The organism is Paenibacillus sp. FSL E2-0151 (genome assembly GCF_037993015.1).
Lineage (GTDB): Bacteria > Bacillota > Bacilli > Paenibacillales > Paenibacillaceae > Paenibacillus > Paenibacillus amylolyticus.
The window spans coordinates 4,746,939-4,768,937 of sequence record NZ_CP150308.1; the positions used below are offsets into that span (position 1 = coordinate 4,746,939).

26 protein-coding genes and 1 tRNA gene are annotated in these 21,999 nt (G+C 44.7%); 6 read left to right on the forward strand and 21 right to left on the reverse strand.

All coding sequences use genetic code 11. From position 1 onward, the window contains the following. Positions 1-50: 50 nt before the first annotated feature. Complete coding sequence (gene aroA, locus MHI55_RS21350; RefSeq protein WP_017687408.1) at positions 51-1,346, reverse strand: 3-phosphoshikimate 1-carboxyvinyltransferase; 1,296 nt, start codon at positions 1,344-1,346, stop codon at positions 51-53. Positions 1,347-1,451: 105 nt separating this feature from the next. On the opposite strand from aroA, the gene MHI55_RS21355 reads away from it, so the two are divergent. Continuing rightward, a complete protein-coding gene (locus MHI55_RS21355; RefSeq protein ID WP_017687407.1) occupies positions 1,452-1,757 on the forward strand; it encodes a rhodanese-like domain-containing protein in 306 nt (101 codons plus the stop codon). A gap of 135 nt (positions 1,758-1,892) precedes the next feature. On the opposite strand, the gene MHI55_RS21360 is transcribed toward MHI55_RS21355, so the two are convergent. From MHI55_RS21360 to MHI55_RS21375, 4 genes are all read right to left on the reverse strand, one after another. Then, positions 1,893-2,402, reverse strand: a complete 510-nt coding sequence (locus tag MHI55_RS21360; protein WP_036614703.1) for a shikimate kinase — start codon at positions 2,400-2,402, stop codon at positions 1,893-1,895. Between the two features lie 594 nt (positions 2,403-2,996). Next, positions 2,997-4,406, reverse strand: coding sequence for an NADP-dependent phosphogluconate dehydrogenase (gene gndA / locus MHI55_RS21365; protein ID WP_036614715.1), 1,410 nt, complete (start codon positions 4,404-4,406; stop codon positions 2,997-2,999). A gap of 172 nt (positions 4,407-4,578) precedes the next feature. Next, complete coding sequence (locus MHI55_RS21370; protein WP_036614719.1) at positions 4,579-5,178, reverse strand: hypothetical protein; 600 nt, start codon at positions 5,176-5,178, stop codon at positions 4,579-4,581. A 253-nt stretch (positions 5,179-5,431) separates the two neighbouring features. Continuing rightward, a complete protein-coding gene (locus MHI55_RS21375) occupies positions 5,432-6,724 on the reverse strand; it encodes an MFS transporter (RefSeq protein ID WP_282320796.1) in 1,293 nt (430 codons plus the stop codon). 176 nt (positions 6,725-6,900) lie between these two features. On the opposite strand from MHI55_RS21375, the gene MHI55_RS21380 reads away from it, so the two are divergent. Next, positions 6,901-8,376, forward strand: a complete 1,476-nt coding sequence (locus MHI55_RS21380; RefSeq protein ID WP_026080977.1) for an aminotransferase class I/II-fold pyridoxal phosphate-dependent enzyme — start codon at positions 6,901-6,903, stop codon at positions 8,374-8,376. 207 nt (positions 8,377-8,583) lie between these two features. Here the strand turns inward: MHI55_RS21380 and MHI55_RS21385 are convergent, their stop codons facing one another. The 9 genes from MHI55_RS21385 to MHI55_RS21425 form a co-directional block, all read right to left on the reverse strand. Beyond that, the gene (locus tag MHI55_RS21385) at positions 8,584-8,901 is read right to left on the reverse strand and encodes a DUF1292 domain-containing protein (RefSeq protein ID WP_036614722.1); all 318 of its coding nucleotides are present in this window, start codon (positions 8,899-8,901) and stop codon (positions 8,584-8,586) included. Positions 8,902-8,998: 97 nt separating this feature from the next. Next, complete coding sequence (locus MHI55_RS21390; RefSeq protein ID WP_036614723.1) at positions 8,999-9,553, reverse strand: copper amine oxidase; 555 nt, start codon at positions 9,551-9,553, stop codon at positions 8,999-9,001. Between the two features lie 475 nt (positions 9,554-10,028). After that, a complete protein-coding gene (locus MHI55_RS21395) occupies positions 10,029-10,208 on the reverse strand; it encodes a hypothetical protein (protein WP_036614724.1) in 180 nt (59 codons plus the stop codon). 142 nt (positions 10,209-10,350) lie between these two features. Continuing rightward, entirely contained in the window at positions 10,351-10,770 is a 420-nt protein-coding gene (locus MHI55_RS21400; protein ID WP_017687397.1) for an organic hydroperoxide resistance protein, read from the reverse strand. Between the two features lie 414 nt (positions 10,771-11,184). After that, positions 11,185-11,871: a hypothetical protein gene (locus tag MHI55_RS21405; RefSeq protein WP_340386836.1), complete on the reverse strand. Its 687-nt coding sequence runs from the start codon at positions 11,869-11,871 to the stop codon at positions 11,185-11,187. Between the two features lie 2 nt (positions 11,872-11,873). After that, positions 11,874-12,872: a hypothetical protein gene (locus tag MHI55_RS21410; RefSeq protein WP_340386838.1), complete on the reverse strand. Its 999-nt coding sequence runs from the start codon at positions 12,870-12,872 to the stop codon at positions 11,874-11,876. Further along, a complete protein-coding gene (locus tag MHI55_RS21415; protein WP_047843710.1) occupies positions 12,859-13,131 on the reverse strand; it encodes a hypothetical protein in 273 nt (90 codons plus the stop codon). Before MHI55_RS21415 ends, MHI55_RS21410 begins: the two co-directional genes overlap by 14 nt. Positions 13,132-13,313: 182 nt before the next feature. Next, complete coding sequence (locus MHI55_RS21420; RefSeq protein WP_340386840.1) at positions 13,314-15,524, reverse strand: M1 family metallopeptidase; 2,211 nt, start codon at positions 15,522-15,524, stop codon at positions 13,314-13,316. 187 nt (positions 15,525-15,711) lie between these two features. Beyond that, positions 15,712-15,784 (reverse strand) — tRNA-Val (locus MHI55_RS21425). A 219-nt stretch (positions 15,785-16,003) separates the two neighbouring features. Between MHI55_RS21425 and MHI55_RS21430 the strand changes: the two genes are divergently transcribed. The 3 genes from MHI55_RS21430 to MHI55_RS21440 all read left to right on the forward strand — a co-directional run bounded on the left by MHI55_RS21430 (position 16,004) and on the right by MHI55_RS21440 (position 17,217). Then, positions 16,004-16,186, forward strand: coding sequence for a hypothetical protein (locus MHI55_RS21430; RefSeq protein WP_340386842.1), 183 nt, complete (start codon positions 16,004-16,006; stop codon positions 16,184-16,186). Between the two features lie 238 nt (positions 16,187-16,424). Then, complete coding sequence (locus tag MHI55_RS21435) at positions 16,425-16,868, forward strand: GNAT family N-acetyltransferase (protein WP_036614958.1); 444 nt, start codon at positions 16,425-16,427, stop codon at positions 16,866-16,868. Between the two features lie 112 nt (positions 16,869-16,980). Beyond that, positions 16,981-17,217, forward strand: coding sequence for a DUF3892 domain-containing protein (locus tag MHI55_RS21440; RefSeq protein WP_340386844.1), 237 nt, complete (start codon positions 16,981-16,983; stop codon positions 17,215-17,217). Positions 17,218-17,637: 420 nt separating this feature from the next. Here MHI55_RS21440 and MHI55_RS21445 read toward each other — a convergent pair whose 3' ends face one another. The 4 genes from MHI55_RS21445 to MHI55_RS21460 all read right to left on the reverse strand — a co-directional run bounded on the left by MHI55_RS21445 (position 17,638) and on the right by MHI55_RS21460 (position 18,957). Further along, positions 17,638-17,919, reverse strand: a complete 282-nt coding sequence (locus MHI55_RS21445) for a hypothetical protein (protein ID WP_339186516.1) — start codon at positions 17,917-17,919, stop codon at positions 17,638-17,640. Next, positions 17,903-18,124, reverse strand: coding sequence for a hypothetical protein (locus MHI55_RS21450; protein WP_017687387.1), 222 nt, complete (start codon positions 18,122-18,124; stop codon positions 17,903-17,905). The genes MHI55_RS21445 and MHI55_RS21450 overlap by 17 nt, the downstream gene beginning before the upstream one ends. A 147-nt stretch (positions 18,125-18,271) precedes the next feature. Next, a complete protein-coding gene (locus MHI55_RS21455; RefSeq protein WP_036614744.1) occupies positions 18,272-18,592 on the reverse strand; it encodes a DUF3889 domain-containing protein in 321 nt (106 codons plus the stop codon). A 56-nt stretch (positions 18,593-18,648) separates the two neighbouring features. Continuing rightward, complete coding sequence (locus MHI55_RS21460) at positions 18,649-18,957, reverse strand: hypothetical protein (protein ID WP_340386846.1); 309 nt, start codon at positions 18,955-18,957, stop codon at positions 18,649-18,651. A 262-nt stretch (positions 18,958-19,219) separates the two neighbouring features. On the opposite strand from MHI55_RS21460, the gene MHI55_RS21465 reads away from it, so the two are divergent. Next, entirely contained in the window at positions 19,220-20,122 is a 903-nt protein-coding gene (locus MHI55_RS21465; protein WP_338587911.1) for a manganese catalase family protein, read from the forward strand. Between the two features lie 221 nt (positions 20,123-20,343). On the opposite strand, the gene MHI55_RS21470 is transcribed toward MHI55_RS21465, so the two are convergent. From MHI55_RS21470 to MHI55_RS21480, 3 genes are all read right to left on the reverse strand, one after another. Continuing rightward, positions 20,344-20,637, reverse strand: coding sequence for a DUF6809 family protein (locus tag MHI55_RS21470; RefSeq protein ID WP_339186511.1), 294 nt, complete (start codon positions 20,635-20,637; stop codon positions 20,344-20,346). A 144-nt stretch (positions 20,638-20,781) separates the two neighbouring features. Beyond that, positions 20,782-20,961, reverse strand: a complete 180-nt coding sequence (locus MHI55_RS21475; RefSeq protein WP_047843716.1) for a ribbon-helix-helix domain-containing protein — start codon at positions 20,959-20,961, stop codon at positions 20,782-20,784. 523 nt (positions 20,962-21,484) lie between these two features. Continuing rightward, positions 21,485-21,997 carry a hypothetical protein gene (locus MHI55_RS21480; protein WP_339186510.1) on the reverse strand — a complete coding sequence of 171 codons (513 nt, stop codon included), beginning with the start codon at positions 21,995-21,997 and terminating at the stop codon, positions 21,485-21,487. Positions 21,998-21,999: the final 2 nt, after the last annotated feature.

The following is a 21,999-nucleotide window of genomic DNA, read 5'->3' on the forward strand; positions in this document are numbered from 1 at the left end:
ATCCTTTTCTGATTAAAGTGCGTGTTCAAAAAAAACAGGTTTTCAGTTATTTACTCTTTTACCCATTGAACCGAGGCGCCAAGCGCCTGCAAATGATCGAAATATTGCGGATAAGACTTGGCTACATGGTGTGCATCCCGAATACGAAGCGGCTCCTTGGAACGCAGACCAACAACAGTGAGCGCCATAATTACGCGATGATCGTAATGAGCGTTAATCTCAACGCCGCCTTCAACGCCTTCTGGACGTCCATGTACGATAATCTCAGCTTGACGCTCTTCAACGTTTGCTCCTGCCTTCCGCAGTTCGTTCAAATAATCGGTGATTCGGTCACATTCCTTGTAACGCAGGTTCTCTACATTATAGAACCGTGAGGTGCCTTCCGCAAACACAGCTGCGGCTACCATAGCCAAAACGGCGTCCGTCGCGGCATCCCCGTCGAATTCGATTGCTTTCAGTCTGCCATTACCTTGAACGTGTACGACATCGTTCTCATGTGTCAATGGCACTTCCATCATGCGCAGCACGTCAACGATGGCACGTTCACCCTGTTTGCTCTGCTCCATCAGGCGCAGAATTTTCACATCAGACTGTGTAACCGCTGCTGCGGCAAGAACCGCTGCTGAACCCGGGTAGTCCCCTTGAACCGTGTAGGTCGTCGGCTGGTAAGCCTGTCCACCTGGTACACGGAAGGACATATAATCATCACTTGCATGGATAACGATACCTGCCTGCTCCAGCACTTCCAGGGTCTGTCCGATAACGACCTTGGACTTCAGGTCATTCAGTACTTCAATGGTGCTGTCTTCTGCAAGCAATGGAGTTACAAACAACAACGCACTCAGATATTGGGAGCTGACGGAGCCGGATACACGAATGTGTCCACCCTTGGCATTGCCACCCTTGATTGTAATCGGCAGGCGTCCTTGTTCATGCTGTACATCTACACCCAATTGACCAAGCGCATCGATCAGGTCATCATGTGGACGTTTGCCCAGCGAATCCGGGTACGTATTCACAAAAGTAACTTCAGGGCAGAGCGCTGTAACGCCCATCAGGAAACGAAGTACAGCACCCGCATTCCCTACATTCAATTCACGCACATCACGGGGATGACTGCCAAAGCCCTGTATCACAATCTTGCTGTCGTCTTCTTCAAGCACTGCCCCCAGATCGCGAATACATCTGCGCATGGCGTCACTGTCTTCACTGTGTGCCGGGAAATGGATGGTACTTGTGCCTTCTGCCAGCGCAGCAGCAAGCAAATAGCGGGTCGTGTAATTTTTGGAGGACAGAGCCCCGATTTCCCCGTTCAGAGTGGGGGTTGGTTTAACAATAACGTCCATGGATGAAATTCTCCTTCGTTGATAATATTGTGGCCAAATTGACATTCCGTGCATCGCTTGGGTATCATTATAGCGTTAAGTCCATACAGAAAAGAGGACCTGAATATGACACAAATAGCTGAAATTGAAACGTCTGAGCTGCGCCGCCGTTTACAGGCGGGAGAGAAGCTGCAGATGATAGACGTCCGCGAGGACGATGAAGTCGCGCAAGGCATGATCGAAGGAGCCAAGCATATTCCGCTTGGACAGATTCCGGACCGACTGTCTGAGATTGAGAAATCAGGCGAGATCGTGATCATCTGTCGTAGCGGTTACCGCAGTGAGCGTGCTTGTGAATATCTGCAGCAACTGGGATATGAAGGCTGTACAAACATGGTCGGCGGTATGCTTCAGTGGCAACAGGAAGACTAGAGAACCCCGGAGCGGAGCAGAGTCATCTGTAACCTTATGACTCTGCTCTGCTCCACTCCTAGAAACGGGCCAATATGGCCCGTTTTGTTATATCTGCCACCACCTATCAACCATCAAACTTCGATGATAACAAGCTTAGACGCGGTAATGCGCTAAAATTAAACGAGTCACTTCAGCAGCGGATAACTCGGTTGTATCCACCGTATAATGTGCGAACCGATATGCGTCTTTCCGTTCTTCCATAATTGCCTGAATGCGTTCCTCTGCATTACCTGCGAGGAGTGGACGATTGTCACAGCCACTAACACGCTCTACAATCACTGCCGGATCAGCAGTCAAGGCAACAACCCAACCATTTTTCAACATCACGTCACAATTATCCGAACGTAGCACCACGCCACCTCCGGTCGCTATGACCTGTGACTTCTTCTCCAGCACCGAGCATAACATGCGGCTCTCGGCATCACGGAAATACGTCTCTCCCTTGCCAGTGAACAATTCCGGAATCGTACAGCCTTCCTCTTTTTCCACCGCGGCATCTACATCAATCAATCGATAACCAAGCTCGCGTGCAAGCATGTCAGCGACGGTTGATTTGCCGGTTCCCATCATACCAATGAGAATAATATTGTTAGACTTGCTCAAGGTGTACACTCCTTTAATTCAAGCAATTCGTGAGCACTTTTGTCCTATCATAACACAGCCCTGCGGACTGGGAAAGACCATCTCCTTACCGACTTCCTTTCGACCATCCGCAAGTACTTCCAAGACAGATCAAGTAACTCCCGGCATCTAAGCCTACGTCAGATTACCCTCAAGCAGTTATGAGCCCCCCAAACGTCTCAATCAGTAACCATCCCAGCAAACTAACGAACTCCAATGAACTTATTTACGTAAAATAGGCGTAGTTAAACTTCTTACGAATCTCAGTAAGCTTATTTAAAAAAATCACCGTCAAAACACCGAAATCTCGCTGCAAATTATTGAAATAGGGCCTTCTGAGTTCGTTAAAAAATAAGAGCGGCTCATTTTTCCAAAATAGAGTGTCTCATGTTCATTAGGTCTAGAACCAGCAACATATCTTCTCCATCAACACTATTACTGTATAACACAGTAAAAAAGAGGCTCAGCGTAAACCGGCAATCACCGGAACGCCAAACCTCTTTTGAGCCCCTTAGCAGGCCAAAGCTCCTGATTAAGGGCTCTTTGGCCAAATCTAATAGCCTTGTATATGTGGTACTACTCCATCCAGTTGTGGTGGAAGCTGCCTTCTTTGTCCACACGTTTGAACGTGTGAGCACCGAAGTAGTCACGTTGGGCTTGCAGCAAGTTTGCTGGCAAACGCTCTGTGCGGTAGCTGTCGTAGTAAGAAAGAGCGCTGGAGAAGCCAGGTACTGGAACACCTTGTTTTACAGCAGCCGCTACAACTTCACGCCATGCGCCTTGATAAGACTCAACGATGTTTTGGAAGTAAGGATCCAAGAGCAGGTTTTTCAGCGCTGCGTCTTTATCATAAGCTTCCTTGATGTTTTGCAGGAACTGCGAACGGATGATACAGCCACCACGGAAGATCATGGCAATGTTACCGTATTTCAGATCCCAGCCATACTCGTCGGAAGCTGCACGCATTTGTGCAAATCCTTGTGCGTAGGATACGATTTTACTTGCAAAGAGGGCTTTACGCACGCTCTCGATAAATGCTTTTTTGTCACCGGAGAACGCTTCAGTCGCTGGTCCATTCAGGATTTTGCTAGCTGCTACACGCTCGTCCTTCATCGCAGACAGGAAACGGGAGAATACGGATTCTGTAATCATGGACAATGGAACGCCGAGATCCAGCGCGCTTTGGCTTGTCCATTTACCTGTTCCTTTTTGTCCAGCAGCATCCAGAATGACGTCAACCATTGGTTTGCCCGTTTCTGGATCGTATTTAGAGAAGATATCTGCCGTGATTTCGATCAGGTAGCTATCCAGCTCTCCTTGATTCCATTCCGTAAAGATCGCATGCAGCTCTTCAACGGAAACGTTCAATACGGATTTGAGCAAGTGGTACGCTTCACCAATCAACTGCATATCTCCGTACTCGATACCGTTATGCACCATTTTCACATAGTGTCCGGCACCATCAGGTCCAATATATGTACAACATGGATCGTCACCGACTTTGGCCGAGATCGCCGTCAGGATCGGTTCAACCAGTTTATAAGCACTTTCCTGTCCACCTGGCATGATGGAAGGGCCTTTCAGTGCGCCTTCTTCACCACCGGATACACCTGTACCGATGAAACGAATGCCTTTGTCTTCCAACTCTTTGCTGCGACGTTGCGTGTCAGGGAAGTATGCATTCCCTCCGTCAATGATGATGTCGCCCTCATCCAGGTGAGGAAGCAGTTGTTCAATGGTAGCGTCGGTCGCTTTGCCGGCTTGTACCATGATCAAAATTTTGCGCGGGGATTCCAGGGATGCTACGAACTCTTCAATGGAGAATGAGCCTGTCAGGTTTTTACCCTCAGCTTCTTTCAGAAGATCATTGGTTTTCTCCGGGGAACGGTTAAATACCGATACTGAGAAACCTTTGCTTTCAATGTTAAGGGCCAAATTTTTGCCCATGACAGCCAGGCCAATTACGCCAATTTGTTGTTTTGTCATCTGGTCCTCCATCCTTTGCTCCAATTAATTTTATTGAAATAAATTCTCAACAATACTCCCATTTTAACGGTTTTATGTATAGAAGTGAACCCCGTGGCACAGCTACGCAACGAGAAAACACCCCAATCTGCTGAGGTGTTCATCGTATTTTCATAAATACGGCCTTATCTTGTCATCCTTCCAACATTAACAGATGTCCAGACAACTGTTTTAAGACTTGACGGCAAGCATTTGCTTTTTCGATATTATCCATCTGCATGGCCGTGTAGAGGCGCTCCAGTTCATCGTCTACTTCCATGCGCAACAACATGAGCCTTTCCTCGCCTTCACGCGAGAGGAACATTTCTTCCATCTCTTCCGCCGTCGGCGCAGGTTCCTTTTGAAAAATAACACGCTGTTTGAATCCGGAAACTTCCACGAGCCGAATGACTTCACCGAATAAAATGTTCTCCACGGTCATCTGTTGATCCTTAAATCGCTTCACAACCGCATGCCCGCGTGTATCTCCAATCAGCTTCTCCAGCCACTCTGCAAGTTTTGCATCCTTAATGATATAATCTCCAGTCATCTTGTAGTTCCCCGTGCGTGTCTGTTGAAAGCGGAGCTTTACCAGCTTGCGGCCGGTTCGGACTGACAGGATAAAAAAGGATTCGTCCTCGCTCCAATATAGTGAATATCCCTCACGAATAAGGTCTCTGATCAAATTTTGGATATGCCGACGGTTGAACCGCAGCTCCAGATTGCAATATTCAACTTCATAACTCTTATTCACGGCACTCCCTCCATCTGTACCGGATCAACTCCGGCCCTCGTCTTCAATCGCTTCTACTCAATCGGCTTACCCTATTTTATACTTCATTTTATGTAAGGGTACTTGGTTATTTGACTATTTTTCACCGAAAGGACCGCCGGATTGCAGCTTTCCGCACACGCACAGGGGCAAGCCCCCGATTATCATGATATATTGGACGCGAAAAAGGGAGCTCCACAACCAAGACGGTTGGTGGAACTCCCTTTTCTTTTGCTTATTTGGCCGGAGCGGTGCGAAACGGATTGCGGGATAACACAAAGTGCACAACGGCAAGTCCTGCCATGACGATGGCACTGCCGATGAATGGAGCCGGATGGCTCACGTGGTCCCACAGCAGTCCAGAAACAATAGGTCCTACAACCATGCCTGATCCCTGCAATGTAAGGAAGAATCCCCAGATCGCACCCCGCTCTCCTTTGGGAATCAGTGTGGCTACAAAAGCATTCCAGGCGGGCAAAATCATGGCATAACTGATGCCCACCAGCATGACAACACCAAACACCACCGGAATGGATGTTATGGAGGAGAATGCGAACAGACTCGCCGCCGCCATCAAAAAACCAATGTTCAGGAACGGCTTGGTGCCAAACCTGTCTACCATTTTACCAACAGGCAGCAAGGCAATGACGGTTATTCCACCACCTGCAATCAGCAACAAACTGTATAGATTCGGTGAGATGTGCAGGTCTGTGCGTGTATATAGCGTGATTACTGGACTGAGCAGCCCGATGACAAACGACTGCATAAACAGGGCAGGATACACCAGTGGATTAACATTAAGTGTGCTGCGTACCCGTTGCAGTGTGTCCTTCACACTCTTTTGCAGCCGGATGAACGGCGTGAGCAGATTCGGTTTGGCTGGATATTTCACATCACTATTCTTCGCTGCTTGCTCGGCATGCTCTCCTTCAACAATGACACGTCCAGGAAGAATCATGGCCACCAGAATAACGAGAATGGCACAACCCATCAGCACGAGGAATATGGTGCGATAATCATGATGCGTGCGCTCCAGTAGCCAGTTCATGCCTATAGGTCCAAGCCCAGTTCCGCCGAGAGCAGCCATCTCCAGCGCCCCCATTGCTGTACCATTCTTGTTCTGTGGGCCTGACATCGCCGTCACGCCTGTCATGGCGCAAGGCCAGAGTGGTGACGTACCAATGCCAAGAATCAGACAGGCCATGGCCAGTCCAACGGCACTTTTGAGAAAAAGGATCATAATAACAGCGATTAAGGTACAGATTAATGCTGTAACCATCGTTGCGCGGAACCCGATCCGTTCTGCTGCCCAGCCGGAAGGCGCCCGGAACAGATTATCTCCCAAATATTGAAGCGCAAATGCCACACCAATGACGCCTGCAGACAGACCCAGTATATTGTCCATATACACCGGCAGAACTGCTACCAACAGGGCCCCTTTGATAATTTCAACTAGAAAAAGTGTCAGCCACATCGCGATAAAAAATGGTGATCGCAAAATTTTGGCTGGTTTTGTATCGGTTTGCATTCTTTTTCCCCTTTCGCCGTTCAATTGCCTATTCCCTATCCTTAGTGTAACCGTGGGGAATGTGTCCAAATCTCGGCAATTCAAAAAATTGTCGATTATACTGTTGCATTCGGTTCTTAATTTGCTATACTCATCTTTGTTTACCAATTTTATTAGGAAGGGTTGTGACAGCACTGATGAATCACCACCGTACGCCGCTGTTTACCGCTTTAAAAAATCATGCGGCACTCAATCCGGTACAGTTTCATATTCCGGGCCATAAAAAAGGATTGGGAGCGGATACCGAATTCCGTGAATTTATTGGCGATAATGCCTTCTCCATAGATTTGATTAACATCGCACCGTTGGATGACCTGCATCAGCCAACCGGTGTCATTCAGGAAGCACAGATTTTGGCAGCAGATGCCTTCGGAGCCGATTATACCTATTTTAGTGTACAAGGCACAAGCAGTGCCATTATGACCATGATTCTGTCTGTATGCTCACCGGGTGACAAAATTATTGTGCCCCGTAATGTGCATAAATCGGTTCTGTCCGCGATTATTTTCTCAGGCGCCAAACCCGTATTTGTTTCTCCTTCACAAGATGCCAATCTGGGCATTGACCATGGAGTGACTACACAGTCTATCCGTCGCGCACTTGAGCGTCATCCAGATGCCAAGGCATTGCTTGTAATTAACCCGACCTATTACGGCGTGGTTACCGATCTTAAAGAGATTGTTGAGCTGGCACACAGCTACCAAGTCCCTGTACTTGTTGATGAAGCACATGGCGTACTCATTCATTTCCATGAGGATCTGCCGTTGTCTGCGATGGCAGCAGGTGCCGATATGGCTGCAACCAGTGTTCACAAGCTTGGTGGTTCCATGACACAGAGTTCCGTACTCAACCTGAACACGAAGAATGGGTTCGTGAATCCACAGCGTGTACAGACGATCCTGAGTCTGCTCACCTCAACATCAACTTCATACATTTTGCTTGCTTCACTCGATACATCAAGACGTAACCTGGCACTCCACGGTCGTGAGATTGCACAGAAGGCGATTGAACTAGCTGAGTTTGCCAGACGTTCGATTAACGATATGGATGGCCTGTATTGCTTCGGCAGAGAGCTGCTGGGTACAGAAGCGACTTTCAACTATGATCCAACCAAAGTAACGATCCATGTTCGCCATCTGGGTATTACAGGGTATGAGACAGAGAACTGGCTGCGTGAACATTACAACATCGAGGTTGAACTTAGTGATATGTACAATATTCTGTGTCTCATTACGCCAGGAGATACGGATAATAGTGTGGATATCTTGCTGAACGCTTTGCAGGATCTCTCCCGTACCTATTATCAAGTGAACCCGGCCCATGAACTGGTCGTAAAAGTTCCGGATATTCCACAGTTGATGCTGACTCCACGGGACGCATTCTACGGTGACACCGAAGTGATTCCGTTCAAGGAATCCGCTGGACGTATTATCTCGGAATTCATCTATGTCTATCCGCCAGGAATTCCGATCCTGTTACCGGGTGAGGTTATCACCCAGGAAAATATCGACTACATCATCGATCATGTCGAAGTTGGATTACCCGTCAAAGGACCCGAAGACCGCAGCGTAACCAACGTTAAAGTGATCGTGGAAGCCGATGCCATTTTCTAAAACAACCCCCTTGCGCTGTGCATGGGATAAACTTAAAGGACCAAGCCCTAGCTTGGTCCGTTTTTATTTTATGGGACAAGCGAGTTTGCATTTTCCCGTCTATTTCGTAGTTCAAACCGGTGGTGTAAATGCTCGTATACCTCTTAAAAAAAAAACAAAAGGCCCCCTGAAATCAAGGAGCCTTCATGTTATGTTCCAAAAGAATGACTATTCTTGTGATGCAACGAGTTCGTTGTAAGCCGCTTCAACGCGGTTCCACTCTTCTTCGTCTTCAATATTGTAGAGCACCATTTCCTCGTCTTCTTCTTCCATACGCAGGATGATGCCGTCAGCTTCAGGATTGTTACGTTCCAGCAGGAGCGCATAAACATGCTTCTCCACGTCAAACGTCTCCACCAAAACCATCTCCACGTCTTGGCCATTCTCGTCTGTTAATGTGAGAAGGACTTCTTCATGCTCGTGGTCGTGGTCGTGGTCTTGCCCGCATCCGCAGCCATCGCCGTGTTCATGTGTGTGATCGCTCATTGAAATACCTCGCTTTATAAATAGAAATTGTGTAACCTTGCATATCGTAACATGTTCAATGACACAGGTCAATTTAACTCACAGGGTTATTTTCGCTTCAATCGTTCAGCGCTGTAATGATTTTCTCCGCTACCAGGACGTAGCTGCTGTTTGCATTTTCTTTAATATGAAAGCCGACCTGATATTTGCCGGCACGACTGAAATCATACGTAAAATCATATGTGCGGAACCAGAAGTTATCCTTCTGGGTCGTAAGCTCCTGGGACTGGATATCCTTCACCTGACCGCTTGGATTGGTAATCGTTACTTTCACCGCAGCTACATCTGCTGTCAGACTGTCCACTTGTGAAAATACATTGAATTTCAGCTTACCTACGTTAACGTTGCCAAATACAGTGTCTCCCTTGAAGAGAAAAATATGTACATTCGGTTTGATCACCGTTACTCTCTTGTTACTGCTGTCCCATTTGACGACGCCTCCGGCTTCTCTTACAGGTACATAGGTCGTTCCATCAATGAGATAACCTCCATCAGCTGCTTCCTTGCCGTTAATGAGAACACGAATCTTCTCGTTCACCGAATCTGCAAACAATAAAGACCCGCCGAGCAAGGAGAATACCGTGACACAAAGCAATATTCGTTTCCATTTCATCCCGTCAATATTCCCTCCCCTGCTGCTAGCTGTTGTACATTTATACTGCAGATTCATCCACAAAGTTGCGCTGTTTTTCATCATTTTTCATTTTTTATCCAGAATTTTTTCCACCCCTTGGAATGCACAAAAAGAGGCGATCCTCATTAAAGGATGCCCCTGATCTATAATTGTTATATATACGGGATTATACGAAGAGTTTATGAAGAAGTATGGCGGGTCAATATACAGGGAACGCCCTTGCCTAAAGCCCCTTCAATTCTCATACGTGCAGCGTAATCCATACCTCGTGTACATGGTGTCTTACATCTCTCGCATACATCCGATGTGACCAACTTCATGGATACACGTATTTTATCACTCTTTAATGCGGGAGCTTTCTTACCTTTTGCCTTTGCCATCCCGGATTCCCCATTTCCCCAAGTGCTTACTGATGTAATGCATCATATGGGGATTCGCCCGGTTGTGTGTCTATTTAGAAAACGTATTTAAATAATAAAAATATGACAAGGAGGATACCTCCGAGAATGAGCCAGTTGCTGATTTCATACCAAATACCCTTGCCTCCGGACAGGTATTTCTGTTCATTCTCCTGATGACGCTGACGGTGGGTATCGGTCTCAGAGCCATGGGGTGGTTTGCTAAAATCCATCATAAGTACATTCCCCTTTCAGCAGTTTTGTGTAAACTTACTACCATTATAACCCACAATTGAGTGTGAAATTGATTTTTATGCATAAAACACCAAAAAACCTCCGATTTCTCGGAGGCTTCTTATCAACAAATAGTATCAGTGATTACGCGAGTTCCACGTTAACATTCACGTTCCCTTTGATTCCTTTGGAATATGGGCAGTAGTCATGGGCAAGTTTCACAAACTTCTGTGCTGTTTCTTCATCCAGACCAAGGATTTTAACTTCCAAATCGACTTGAAGCTTCACGCCGTTATCCTCAGAGTCCGTCACCAACATTACGGTTGCAGCTACGGTACTTCTTTCAATCTCAACTTTGTGTTTCTTCAATTGAAACTCCAGTGCGGAGTTAAAACAAGCACTATACCCTGCTGCAAACAACTGCTCCGGATTGGTAGCTGTCGTCACTTGTCCTCCGAGTTCTGGTGGTGCAGCAACATCCAACATAAACACGTTATCTGGGGATTGTACGATGCCTTGACGTCCGCCTGTATTGATTACTGTTGTTTCATATAATGTTTTCATTTGTGAAAACTCCTTTAGTTGATTAGATTTATTTTGACTAAATTTTGATCTCATTTGTATCACCAACAATTACATTGTACACAATTAAATTGTGTATGTAAATAGTTATTATAAAAAAATATAGTTTAAAACACGTTTGGAGAATAATTCATTTCTAACCCCGGACAAGCCCAAACCTAAAGTCAGAGCACTTTCTGAATTGTTAGCTGTATCCACCAAACTTGGCCTGACTTCATTCTCTAAATAAAAATGGTACCCAAACACTGCACTTCATTTTCAAAGCGTCCGTGTTTAGGTACCAAATTACTGCACGTATATCTTTTTACCGATCCATACAGATAATCTATTTATCCTCGTCCTCATTCCAATTCAAATCATGCACCTTGTTCATCTTCATACGTCTTCCCTGTTTGATTAATTACTCCAGATATCCACTTTCATCTGTGCACATTTGAAATACTTGGCCTCGGCCTTACTTGTAGTCAGTTTTAAAAGACATTGCAGTTCTCCATGTTGGAACAACCCACCGCTAAGGTCAGCAGCAACACCGCCATATTGATCATCCGCACCAAGCCATACGGACGGTCTCTCGAACCCAGCTGAGAACTGTAATCCGGTACAGAGCAACACAGTGAGATTCTTACGGTTCTGTGCTTCATCTCCTGCTACGCCATGTGTGGTGAAGAACACCATGTTTTGATTAAAATCCGTATACGTTCCATCTGTTTTATAGGCACGGACCATACCATACTTCTGATTTACGTTTTGAAAAAAAGTGATTCCGGCCTTGCTATCCTTCGATTTAATGCCAACCTGAACTGAGATTCCAATGTTCCCGTTTAATTGTAGCGCTTCCAAAGTGATTGCAATTGCGGTTACTTTCGAGCTGTCAATCAGATGCCTCATTTTCAACTCTGCCGTGGCTCCTGCCGTTGTCGGTGTTGTAACGGTTATGGTCCCTCTGTCGGGCAAAGGCTCAAACGTAGGGGTGCCCACCACCTCCACCCAATCCGGTAACGTTCCGTAAAGAAAATCGGCCACAAGCTGTTTGTGAACCTTTCCAAAGGGCACAATCTGACCCGCTGCATCACGTATAACCATCTCTACACCCCCACCGAATAGGCTACACCGATATTATGATCGGTATTGTAATACACGTACACTACACCGTCCATAACGGACACCATCAAGGACTGCATGTTGGTCGTCTCCCAAGTCAATGCCGGAAAATATATATCTGTAGGTTTGTCCAGCAGTTGACGAAAGTCTGCGCTGATTTTGGCAATGGCAGGCCGAGCTACAGTCGTAACCCCACCGGAAGCATAAGCCGATAACATGCCCAGCCACCACATGCTCCCTTTGTACATAAATACACCAGCATTGGATCTCGAAATGTTTTCTCCCGCAGTTAAAGTGGCATCATTCCCACCCATTAATGGTCTTGCATCAGCTAACCAGCTACGTCCGTCATGTGAATGCCAGATACATTTACGGCCAAAGTCACCACCGCCCATCACCGAGAAACCGATCCATTTGCCGCCATTTCTGAAACACGAGAAGTAACCGGTATGACCATCACCTGGGAACCCGGGAGGTTTGTCCAAAATCAAACCCACTCTTGTCCAGTTAATCATGTCTACAGAGGTCGCAAGTGCCGTCGATTGATTGATCCCCAGTCCGTTTTGTTGATAATACATAAAGAACAATTGTTCTTCATCGTTCCAGATCACAAATGGAGTTTCCGTCGAATTCCCAACCACAGTATCGAGATACACCTGTCCGTGTTTGTTCCATGGTCCTGTCGGGCTGTTCGAGTAGGCTAGTCCAATTCCTCCGATGTGATTATGATTGGTAGAATACGTAGCATAATAATCTGCTTTTGCATCAGGGATAAGCCCCTTCACTTTGATCGCCCGAAACCAATAGATCGATTGAAGGCCCGCCATTGCAGCGGTGTACATAGGATTGTCCATTTTTTTATCAAATTGAGGCGTGTACATCCGTCTGGTTTCTGCATCGCAATAATCATAAGGCGCAACGGCCCTATTTGCCTTCATCGCTGCGTCGAGTGCTGTCTGAGCAATATTATCAGTCATAGACATGGAAACTCAACTCCTTCGTGAGCAGGGTATTACCATTTACCGGTCGCGAATATAAAACATCCGAAGTGTCCTTTAATAGGATTGAAAAATCAACAACATTACCCTCATTCGCAACCGGCTCCTGAGTAACACAAAGGATAGGACAAATTCTAGCATTATATGAATACGCTTTCATTTTGTTCATTCCTTTATTTCCTTTACAGTTGTAATCAGCAACTGTCCCTTTCATTGGTACGCCCGGATAATGTTGATCCTTCATATTAATCCCTCCTATTGTTTTCTCCCGATAAGTATATTCATGAAGTTGCCTTTGTGTTAAAGCATTATGCCCATCTTACAGCCTATTATTCTAAGTCTGGTTTTCATATAAAACATAAACAGGCTAACCAATACAAATTGGCTAACCTGTTTGAACGAAGAAACTGCAAAACCAATTCCTTATTACTCCGCAAAAAGTGAAGATATGGGATTCGCAATTTTTTTATTGGATTTCTCCTTGCCTTGGTTATCCAATACATAGTACTGGTAAAAGTCGTTAGTGAAGCCGATAGACTCCTGTATTTTCAGCTTAAAAGCTTCAAATGCCTCATCACTCAGATGATCCTCATTCCAGAAATAATGAAGCATCAATCGATTCTGGTTATAGGGATGTTTGATAACATATGCACCAGCCGTGAGAGGTTGATTCATGGTATTCTTCCAAGGAAAACCCGTCTGTTTCGTCCGGTCGATAATGTTAAGTTTTAAAGCCTGCACCAATCCGTTTGACTTGGCATTGCCAATGACAATAAGGTTGCTGTTGCCGATCTCTTTTTTCATCTTTTGCTTCAGTTCCTTGCGATCCCTTATAATGTCGTATCTCATACCAGTCATATCAAGGAATCCGGTCAACTGATTAACCATATCTTCCTGCTGTTTAGTTGTAAGTTTACTCACCTGATCGCTGAGCACAATGGTTAATTCCTCGCCTTGAAGGGCTTTGTCCATCAATCGATTCATCACTTCATAAGGCAGATTAGGAACCATACCCATGACAGCCTGATATTGCACTTGTAAGACATTATGCACATAGGCGGCGGTCTCTTCTTGTGATAGTTGGTATTCCGGCTTTAAGACAAAATCAGGCTGATATAGGGCCATCTGCATTTCTGAACGTATTTCTTTACCAAGCACATCTTCAATGGTTTGAAGCAGCCCCTCTATCGTTGCATTTTGGTACACGTAGCGTTTGAAATATGTCCTCATCAACTCGTCAAATTTCTCTTCACCGACGGAACGGTAAAGCTGATAGATCGCTTGTCGCCCCTTCTGATAATATACCAAACTTGCCAAATCCCCAGCTTCATCGTTTGTTGACGCAATCGCCATATCTACGGGCGCAGTATCAAACTGTATGGATCTGAATCCATTTAGCTTATCTCCCTGTTTCTCGGCAAAATACACCATCGAGAAATCAGCAAAGCCTTCATCCAGGAAGGATTCTGTCTCCGAATTATTACCGATCAATGCATGGAACCACTGATGCGCTATTTCATGAACAAATGTTGTATCTTCTTCTGGAACAGCACCATTTTGAATCTGTCCCATCTGGATGAGCCTCGCATACTCCACGGCAACGCCTTGTACATACGTCTCGACAATTCGGAACTCTGGATAGGGATACTTGCCATATTTCTCACTATAGAAATCGATGACCTTGAATGCCTGATTAATGTAGCGGTCAACTATCTTTTTCTTGGATGGATCATCGTTGTAATAATAGTATTCCACCGTCAGACCGTTACGAGTAACACTCTCCACTTGAAGATTTGGGCTAGCAAAGAACACAAACTCCCTTGTGTTCTGGGCCACAGCAGAAACAACTTTACGACCATGTTCTGTACTGTTTTGAGTGGTGATCGTACCCGGCATGGCTACCTGATACTCATCAGGAACATTGAATTGAACTTCAAAGTCCGATGAGGTGTAATAATCACTCTCAAATGTTTGACTATACCGTGCCTTGTTCCATTGATGCTCAACCTCGTCGTATACAGACATCACCGGGAACCAGTGTGCACCATTGATCATGTCTTTGTAGTAGGAAACTCGCTGTGAGCCATAGGGTATATTCAACTGAAACTCCAGTTGGAAAGATACCGATTCGCCTGGTTGAACGGGCTCTTTCAACTGCACGGTCAACGCTTGGTTTTCCTTATGGAAGTCCAGCGATTGGCTATCTGCTGTTACAGCCTGAATATCGATGCCACCCAGAAAGTCCTCCGCTGTCTTCTCAGGGTGATCTTCACTAATCTTCTCATTATGCTGTTGGTACATGCTCGCCTGTGTAGATTTGGAGAGGTTTGCATCAGCATATGTATGAAGAACCAGCTGCTGGAGTGCATCCTTGCTTGTGTTGCGGTACGTTACCTTCTCGCTCCCCTGGATCGTCATGTCCTTCTCATTTAATCGAGCCTGGATCTGGTATTGAATCGGGGTCTGCTCTAGAGAGTCTTTCTGTGTGTTATGTATCTTCGTAGATACAGGTGCTGGGTCTGCTTCCGCGGCAACAACCCCCATGTTGGCAAGTGGGCTTGTTGCCAGTATTAAAGCCAGTGTACCCGCGATCCCTACTCTGGCTAACTTTGATGTAAATGGACTTGAATAATTCATAAGTTCTCTCCTTCTCCTGTTCTATGTTGACCTCAGAACCAAGTATAGAAGACGAACCTTACGCTGAATTTATGTTTTATTTAAGTTTTGTTTAAAAAGAGGAAGAGAAACTGAAACTATCGCAAATCGCATTCATGTTTGTATGTAAAAAAGAAAAGAAGCCTTACAATGTAAGGCTTCTCGTGTATGATCTGTAGTGGGCTCGAACCACTGACCCCTACCCTGTCAAGATAGTGCTCTCCCAGCTGAGCTAACAGATCATGATATATAACTGTTTCCCAATCAAGTAACAGTATCATATCAAGTAACCGTGTTCATTGTCAATGATTTATTTGGTTATAAATCACCCGAAATGGTGCACAATAAAGGAAAGATTACCATTTCTACAACGAGGTGAATTCCCTATGAGAAACATAACAAAACGGTCAAAATCCAATAAATGTACATTCACCAAATGCTTCTTTCTCTTTGCTGGGCTTATGATTCTCATTACAACCGTTACTGGTTGCAGCTTGGAGAAGGATGAACATACGGTACAATTCCAACAATTACAACAGCCCAATGAAAATGGTGAGTCTCTGCCGGTCTGGCTGGACGTATACTCCAAATCTGTAATTCAAGATGTATATTCTCCACGAGGAAGCAGTGAAGTCTTGCCGTGAAGGTTAACAGGTGAATTACTCGTCTTCATCCCACTTGCGTGAGTATGCTTTCTTCGTAACGTAATACAACAGAGTAATCATTCCCGCCGACATTAGCAATGTAATTACCATGATGCCTGTCATGCCCATCACTACCCCCTCCTCTCCCAATATGTTCCAGACTTCACTATACAGGAAAAACATTTTTTTGTATAATTCAGTCTGATATGTCGCGCAAGAGCAGAAAGAAGGAATGGAATTGGCAGCTGAGATTAGTTATGTATCGACAGAAGAACAACTGGAGCAAGCCTTGGGAATTCGCCATCACGTTTTTGTGATCGAGCAACAGGTGCCTGCCGAGATTGAGATTGATCAATATGATGTCATCAGCCCGGATGTGCATCATGTATTGTTAAGTACGGATGGCCAAGCTGTAGCCACAGGACGTCTGATCTATTACAGCAAGGATACGGCCAAAATGCAGCGGATCGCAGTGCTTGAATCTCATCGTTCATTTGGTTATGGACGTGTGCTTCTGCTCGCGATGGAGGAGCTGGCACGTGAACTCGGCTTATCCTATTCTGTACTGGATGCACAGTGTCAGGCACAGAAATTCTATGAAAAACTGGGTTATGAAGTGATTTCGGAAGAACCTTTTTATGATGCAGATATTCTGCATGTTCGTATGAGAAAGAGCTTGTAAAACCTCGACGTTGGCAGGTCTTATCAGCATATGGTGCATACTTCCGATGAATTCGGATAGGCTAATCAGGTAAGCAGATTCCTATCTCGTCATATAAGGAGAGTGTGACATCATGGTTCAAACAACACGCGAGAGTTTCACAGCCGTACAGAAAAATGGTGACGGTGACCTGACAGCTTTTCAGACTTCAGCAGGACGTGTACTGGATTATCAGCAGGCACTTGCAGAAGTAAAAGCTGGTGCTATTGCCGGTGTGAATGTATTTAAAGGCAAGGATGGCGAAATGTACATTCGCGGAGATGCCGACGGTGACCCAACCAACAACCTGGACCAACTTCCCCATTTCTAAAATAGATGCACATGTCGTACATGTGACACAATAAGCGCCGATCCGGTTACCCGGGTTGGCGTTTTCTTGTTCACTGGAGGGTGTCTTCAAACCTACTGAAAGCCGAACTCAGGCCCACGAGCGGTAACGAATCTGAGGCGTCTTATTCAAGGATTTGAAGCCCCCTTAGAAATCTAAGGAATCTGAGACACTTTATATCAGAATTTTTGGCCTTTTATAGCGTTTTTGTCAGGGAATATCGGGAAACAAGGTGTCTGATGTTTCTTACAATTTGAAAAGAGGAGCGGAAGGCCAAATAAGACGTCCTGTGTTCCTCAGAAAATTATCTACTCATTCGCCAGGATCAGCCAACTTGGACTTCAAGACTGTTTAGATACTGACATCCAACTATCTTATAGCTTGCTTAAGTTTGAGAACACCCTAGTAGTCCGTAAAATATTTTACGGAATCACCGGAAGGTTGGCTTTTGCGAATCGGCTGTTGTACCTGTTCCCATGCCTGCAAAATCTGTATCCCTTCCAGAGTAGACCGGTTCTCCCAGGCGATGTGCCCGGTTCGTTCAAGCTCTAGCAAAGACTCATGAATGTAAGCTCTGCTTCGTCCCGTCTTGTTCTTCAGTTCATCCATACGCGGCAGCCTGCGCCGTTGTCCTGCATAGTTCACCATAATACGCAAAATCTTGCGTTCAAAGTCGTTCAGCATACTTTACCTCCCCATTCAGATCGGTAACAGGACGCCATGCCAGAATACCTTGCTCCAGAAATGTTCGGGGCGAGCCTTCTTTTCCCGCTGATGCTCTAATCATCCCGCCACGTACACTGTTAATTCGAATCTGTCGCTGCGTAATCTGCCCTGCACGATCCATGTAGACAAGCTCCACCATCTGGCCAATATATTTCCCTAGCATAATCATCCCTCCGATAAGAACGTTTGTTTGTATTTCATATTATATGCGAACATAAGTTCTTTATTCAATAGTAAAAAAAGGATTTTGTAAAATAAAAAAAACCAGACTTTCACCTTAATGAATAAGGCAGTCTGGTTCAGTAACGGATCAGTGCCGATCCGATTCCGAAAATTGTACTTTCTTTAACTGTTGTGTAGATGGGTTAAAATCAACATTCACATAGACTGCGAATTGTTTGCCGTCTTTCGCACGAACCCACAGCTTGAACTGTTCCCGTGATTGATCTGCTGTTAGAGAGGTGCGACCGATATGCTTATAGTCCAAAATATCCACATTATACTTGGTCTGTGTTTCTTTGACCGCAATAATTCCCCACTTCGCATAATCAGGGATGGCGGCGCCTGTGCCTGATGTAATTCCGGCTAAACTCAGGACTACCGACATGACGGTAACGATGAGCATTCTCATTTCACTCACTCCTTGGGACAATATGTTTCTGTTATATTGCCCGTCCGGGTTTCATTTTACACGAATAAACGAAAGATCCAGGCCAGTGGCCGTAGGGAAAAAGGAACCACATGAACAAGCCGGTCAAACGAATCAGTAGGCTCCGTCCGGAAACTCATTCCCCAGTCACCCGAGAAAACGTGTTGTTGTGTCTTCGGCTCCTCAGGACGATCCAACCCGTATTTCTTTTCAAGTAACTCCCGCGTTTCTTCATCCACCTGAACCTCGTTCGTAACGACATATGCTGTGGCAGGCTTGCTGCTTATGTACATCAGAATCATTAGAAACATCACAATCCCAACTATTTGTATCCAACGCTTGTTCATCTCTTACTCCTTTATGGATTCATGACTCACTTCTCTTGTAACGTGAAGACTCGTTCGAATGTTTGATTATACATAAAATTCACCGTATTGGAAATAACAAAAGGGAGAAGAGATGAGGCATGCGTTATGCGATGCTTAAGTCCCATTTGGTTGATTTTTTGTTTAAAAAACCCAATAGACGTGTAATAGGGCATGACAGAGTGACTTCACGATCTGAAATTCTACACGATCTGCAATACCAATCTGAGGAGGTTACACCCGAATGTTCAAACGCTTGGATGAAATCCTGATTGAGATTCCCAATGTCGAGAAGCCAGATCCGAATGCTGCGGCAGCTATACAAGAATTACTCGGCGGCAAATTCGGAGAAATGTCAACGTTGAACAACTACCTCTATCAATCGTTTAATTTTCGTTCCAAAGAAAAGCTGAAGCCCTTCTACGACCTCGTCATGAGTATTACCGCCGAAGAATTGGGTCATGTTGAGCTCGTGTCTCATGGCATTAACAAGTGCCTCAGAGGTTCAACCGAGTACAAAGAACCTGACGATACGCCGCTAGGTTCCGTGAAGGATGCTCGTCTGTCATATCACTATCTGGCAGGTGCACAAGGCGCAATGCCTTTTGACTCTATGGGTAATCCATGGACGGGAGCAAACGTCTTCAACAGTGGTAACCTGGTCGAGGATCTGTTGCATAACTTCTTCCTAGAATGTGGCGCTCGTACCCATAAAATGAAAGTATATGAAATGACGGATCATCCGGCCGCCCGGGAAGTGGTTGGTTACCTGCTTGTTCGCGGTGGTGTGCATGTGGTTGCTTATGCAAAGGCGCTTGAGATTGCAACTGGCGTAAATGTGACCAAGCTGGTTCCTATTCCTTCACTGAACAACAAAGCCTTCAACGAGGCTCGTAAATATGAAGAAAAAGGGGTACACACCAAGCTGTATACCTATAGTGATAAAGATTTCAACACGATTGGACAGATCTGGAAAGGAACTCACCCCGAAGATGGACAACCTCTTGAAGTCATCCAAGGGATTCCTGAAGGATTCCCGATTCCAGAAGCTCCTGCGGTCGAGGAAGAATTTGCACCAGGTATATCGCAAGAAGACTTTAAGGAAATTGCGCGTCGCCTAAAAATGGCGGGGAATATTGCGGATTAAGGAACAATTTTGTTTAACAGATTCTTTCCATATATATATTGTTAACTCTATGTTTAAGTAAAGCCCTCGAACCCTGCTGCTGAATGCAGAGAGGATTTGAGGGCTTTGTTATAATCAATTTTTGATACCATTTTATGATGCAAAATAAGTATGTTGTATGCCGTCATTTTCTGAGAATTTAGCCGTAAAAGTAAACCGGATCTCTGCTCACATCGTTAAACTTAGTTAAACTCCAACACCGATTCCTCCCGCTGACTCATGACTTCAATCAGCATGTTGGCACCCAGACGAAAACCTTGTGCAAACGCTGCTTCCGTATGCATGCCCTCACATCTGCCACACAAGTCAAATAACTGTTCAAGCTCATGGAATTCTTCATCGCTCAATCGATTCTTCCATTGCTCTGTCAGAGATGCAATCTGCCGCCCTAACGCTTGGTATTCAGGATGTGTCGGCATCATCATCTCATCCGGTCGAAGTCGTCCATTATATAATGCTTCTACTATCGAATTCATGTGCATCCTCCTGTATATTAACTCGCACCTCACTTGAATGTACGTTCTGCACATGGTAGGATATTTATGCAGTCGCTCATTCAACAAGTGATTGCGGGATAAGAAGCAGCGTTGTTCTTCGTGGGACGAGCGCTGCTTCTTTTTTTATTTTTGGAGCTCGTCGTAAATCTTCTCAATCCCTTTGCGAACGATGTCTGATCGATTCGTATTCAGCTTTTCAGCCGAAATATCGAGCTTGTTCATAATTTCCTCGTCGACACGTATATCAATCGTTCTGCTTTTGGGTTTGTCAGATTTAGGCCGCCCCATCTTTTTGGCGGACATTTGCTTCACCTCTTTTTTTGTCCTGACAATAATATATTATTGCCAGGACAAAAAGTCAATGTATTTGTAAAACATACGTTCGTTTTTGTGTGGTTTGCAGATTAAATATAAGCAAATCAACAATTACTCCGTAAAAATCATCACTCAAGTTATATGTGGCAGAAGGCTTAAGTACAGTCTACTGTATGGATTTGATTTTAAAAAAAACCTGAATGGCATTACGCCGTTCAAGGTTTTTAAGACTACTCCTCAGTAAGAATTTTACTTGAATCACTGGACTGAAAAATGTTTTTTAAAACTCATCTTTCGTAAAATCTTCTGATTTTATCTCTAGATCATCCTTCACATAATCAGATAATTCGAAGGTAATCTATCCAATATTACCTTCTCACAGCCAAAACGGCTTACTATAAAATGAAAAACTGGCGCCGATTAATTTTCGGACGCCAATCTTTTACATTTACACTTCTTCTAAGTCTCAAAATTGAGTAAGGTCACTACTTGCATTGGTTTTAAAAAAAGGTCATATTTCATCTGTTTCAGCCCATTTGAGTCTTTGTTCATCGACTATTTCGATGTCTGCTGATAGATCTTTAATCTTCAAGAGAATCTCATGAATTGAATTACCACTCTGAGATTGATGGTAATCATAAATTCCTAGTACATAAGAATCTATATCCTCAAAAACATGAAGCACGTATGAGTAGTTATGAAAATGACTATCTTTAGGGTGAACAAGAGCAGTAAATAGACTATTAAGTGAGATGCTATACTTAACTTCATTCATATTCCTAGCCTCAAACCAAATTATTGTAAATTCTTCCTCCGGCTTAGGGAACAATGACATCGGATAAACCCATGCCTCATTTATAAATTTTTTTCTATCCTTAACAAACTGTTTGACAAAATCCTCTTCATTTTGAAAATAAATCTCATGATAACTAAATAAAAGCTCATCTTCTTGTCCCAAAAACAAAGAAAGAATTTCTAAAATCTTTTCATCAGACAATTCATGAAAACCTCTAATAAAATACATTC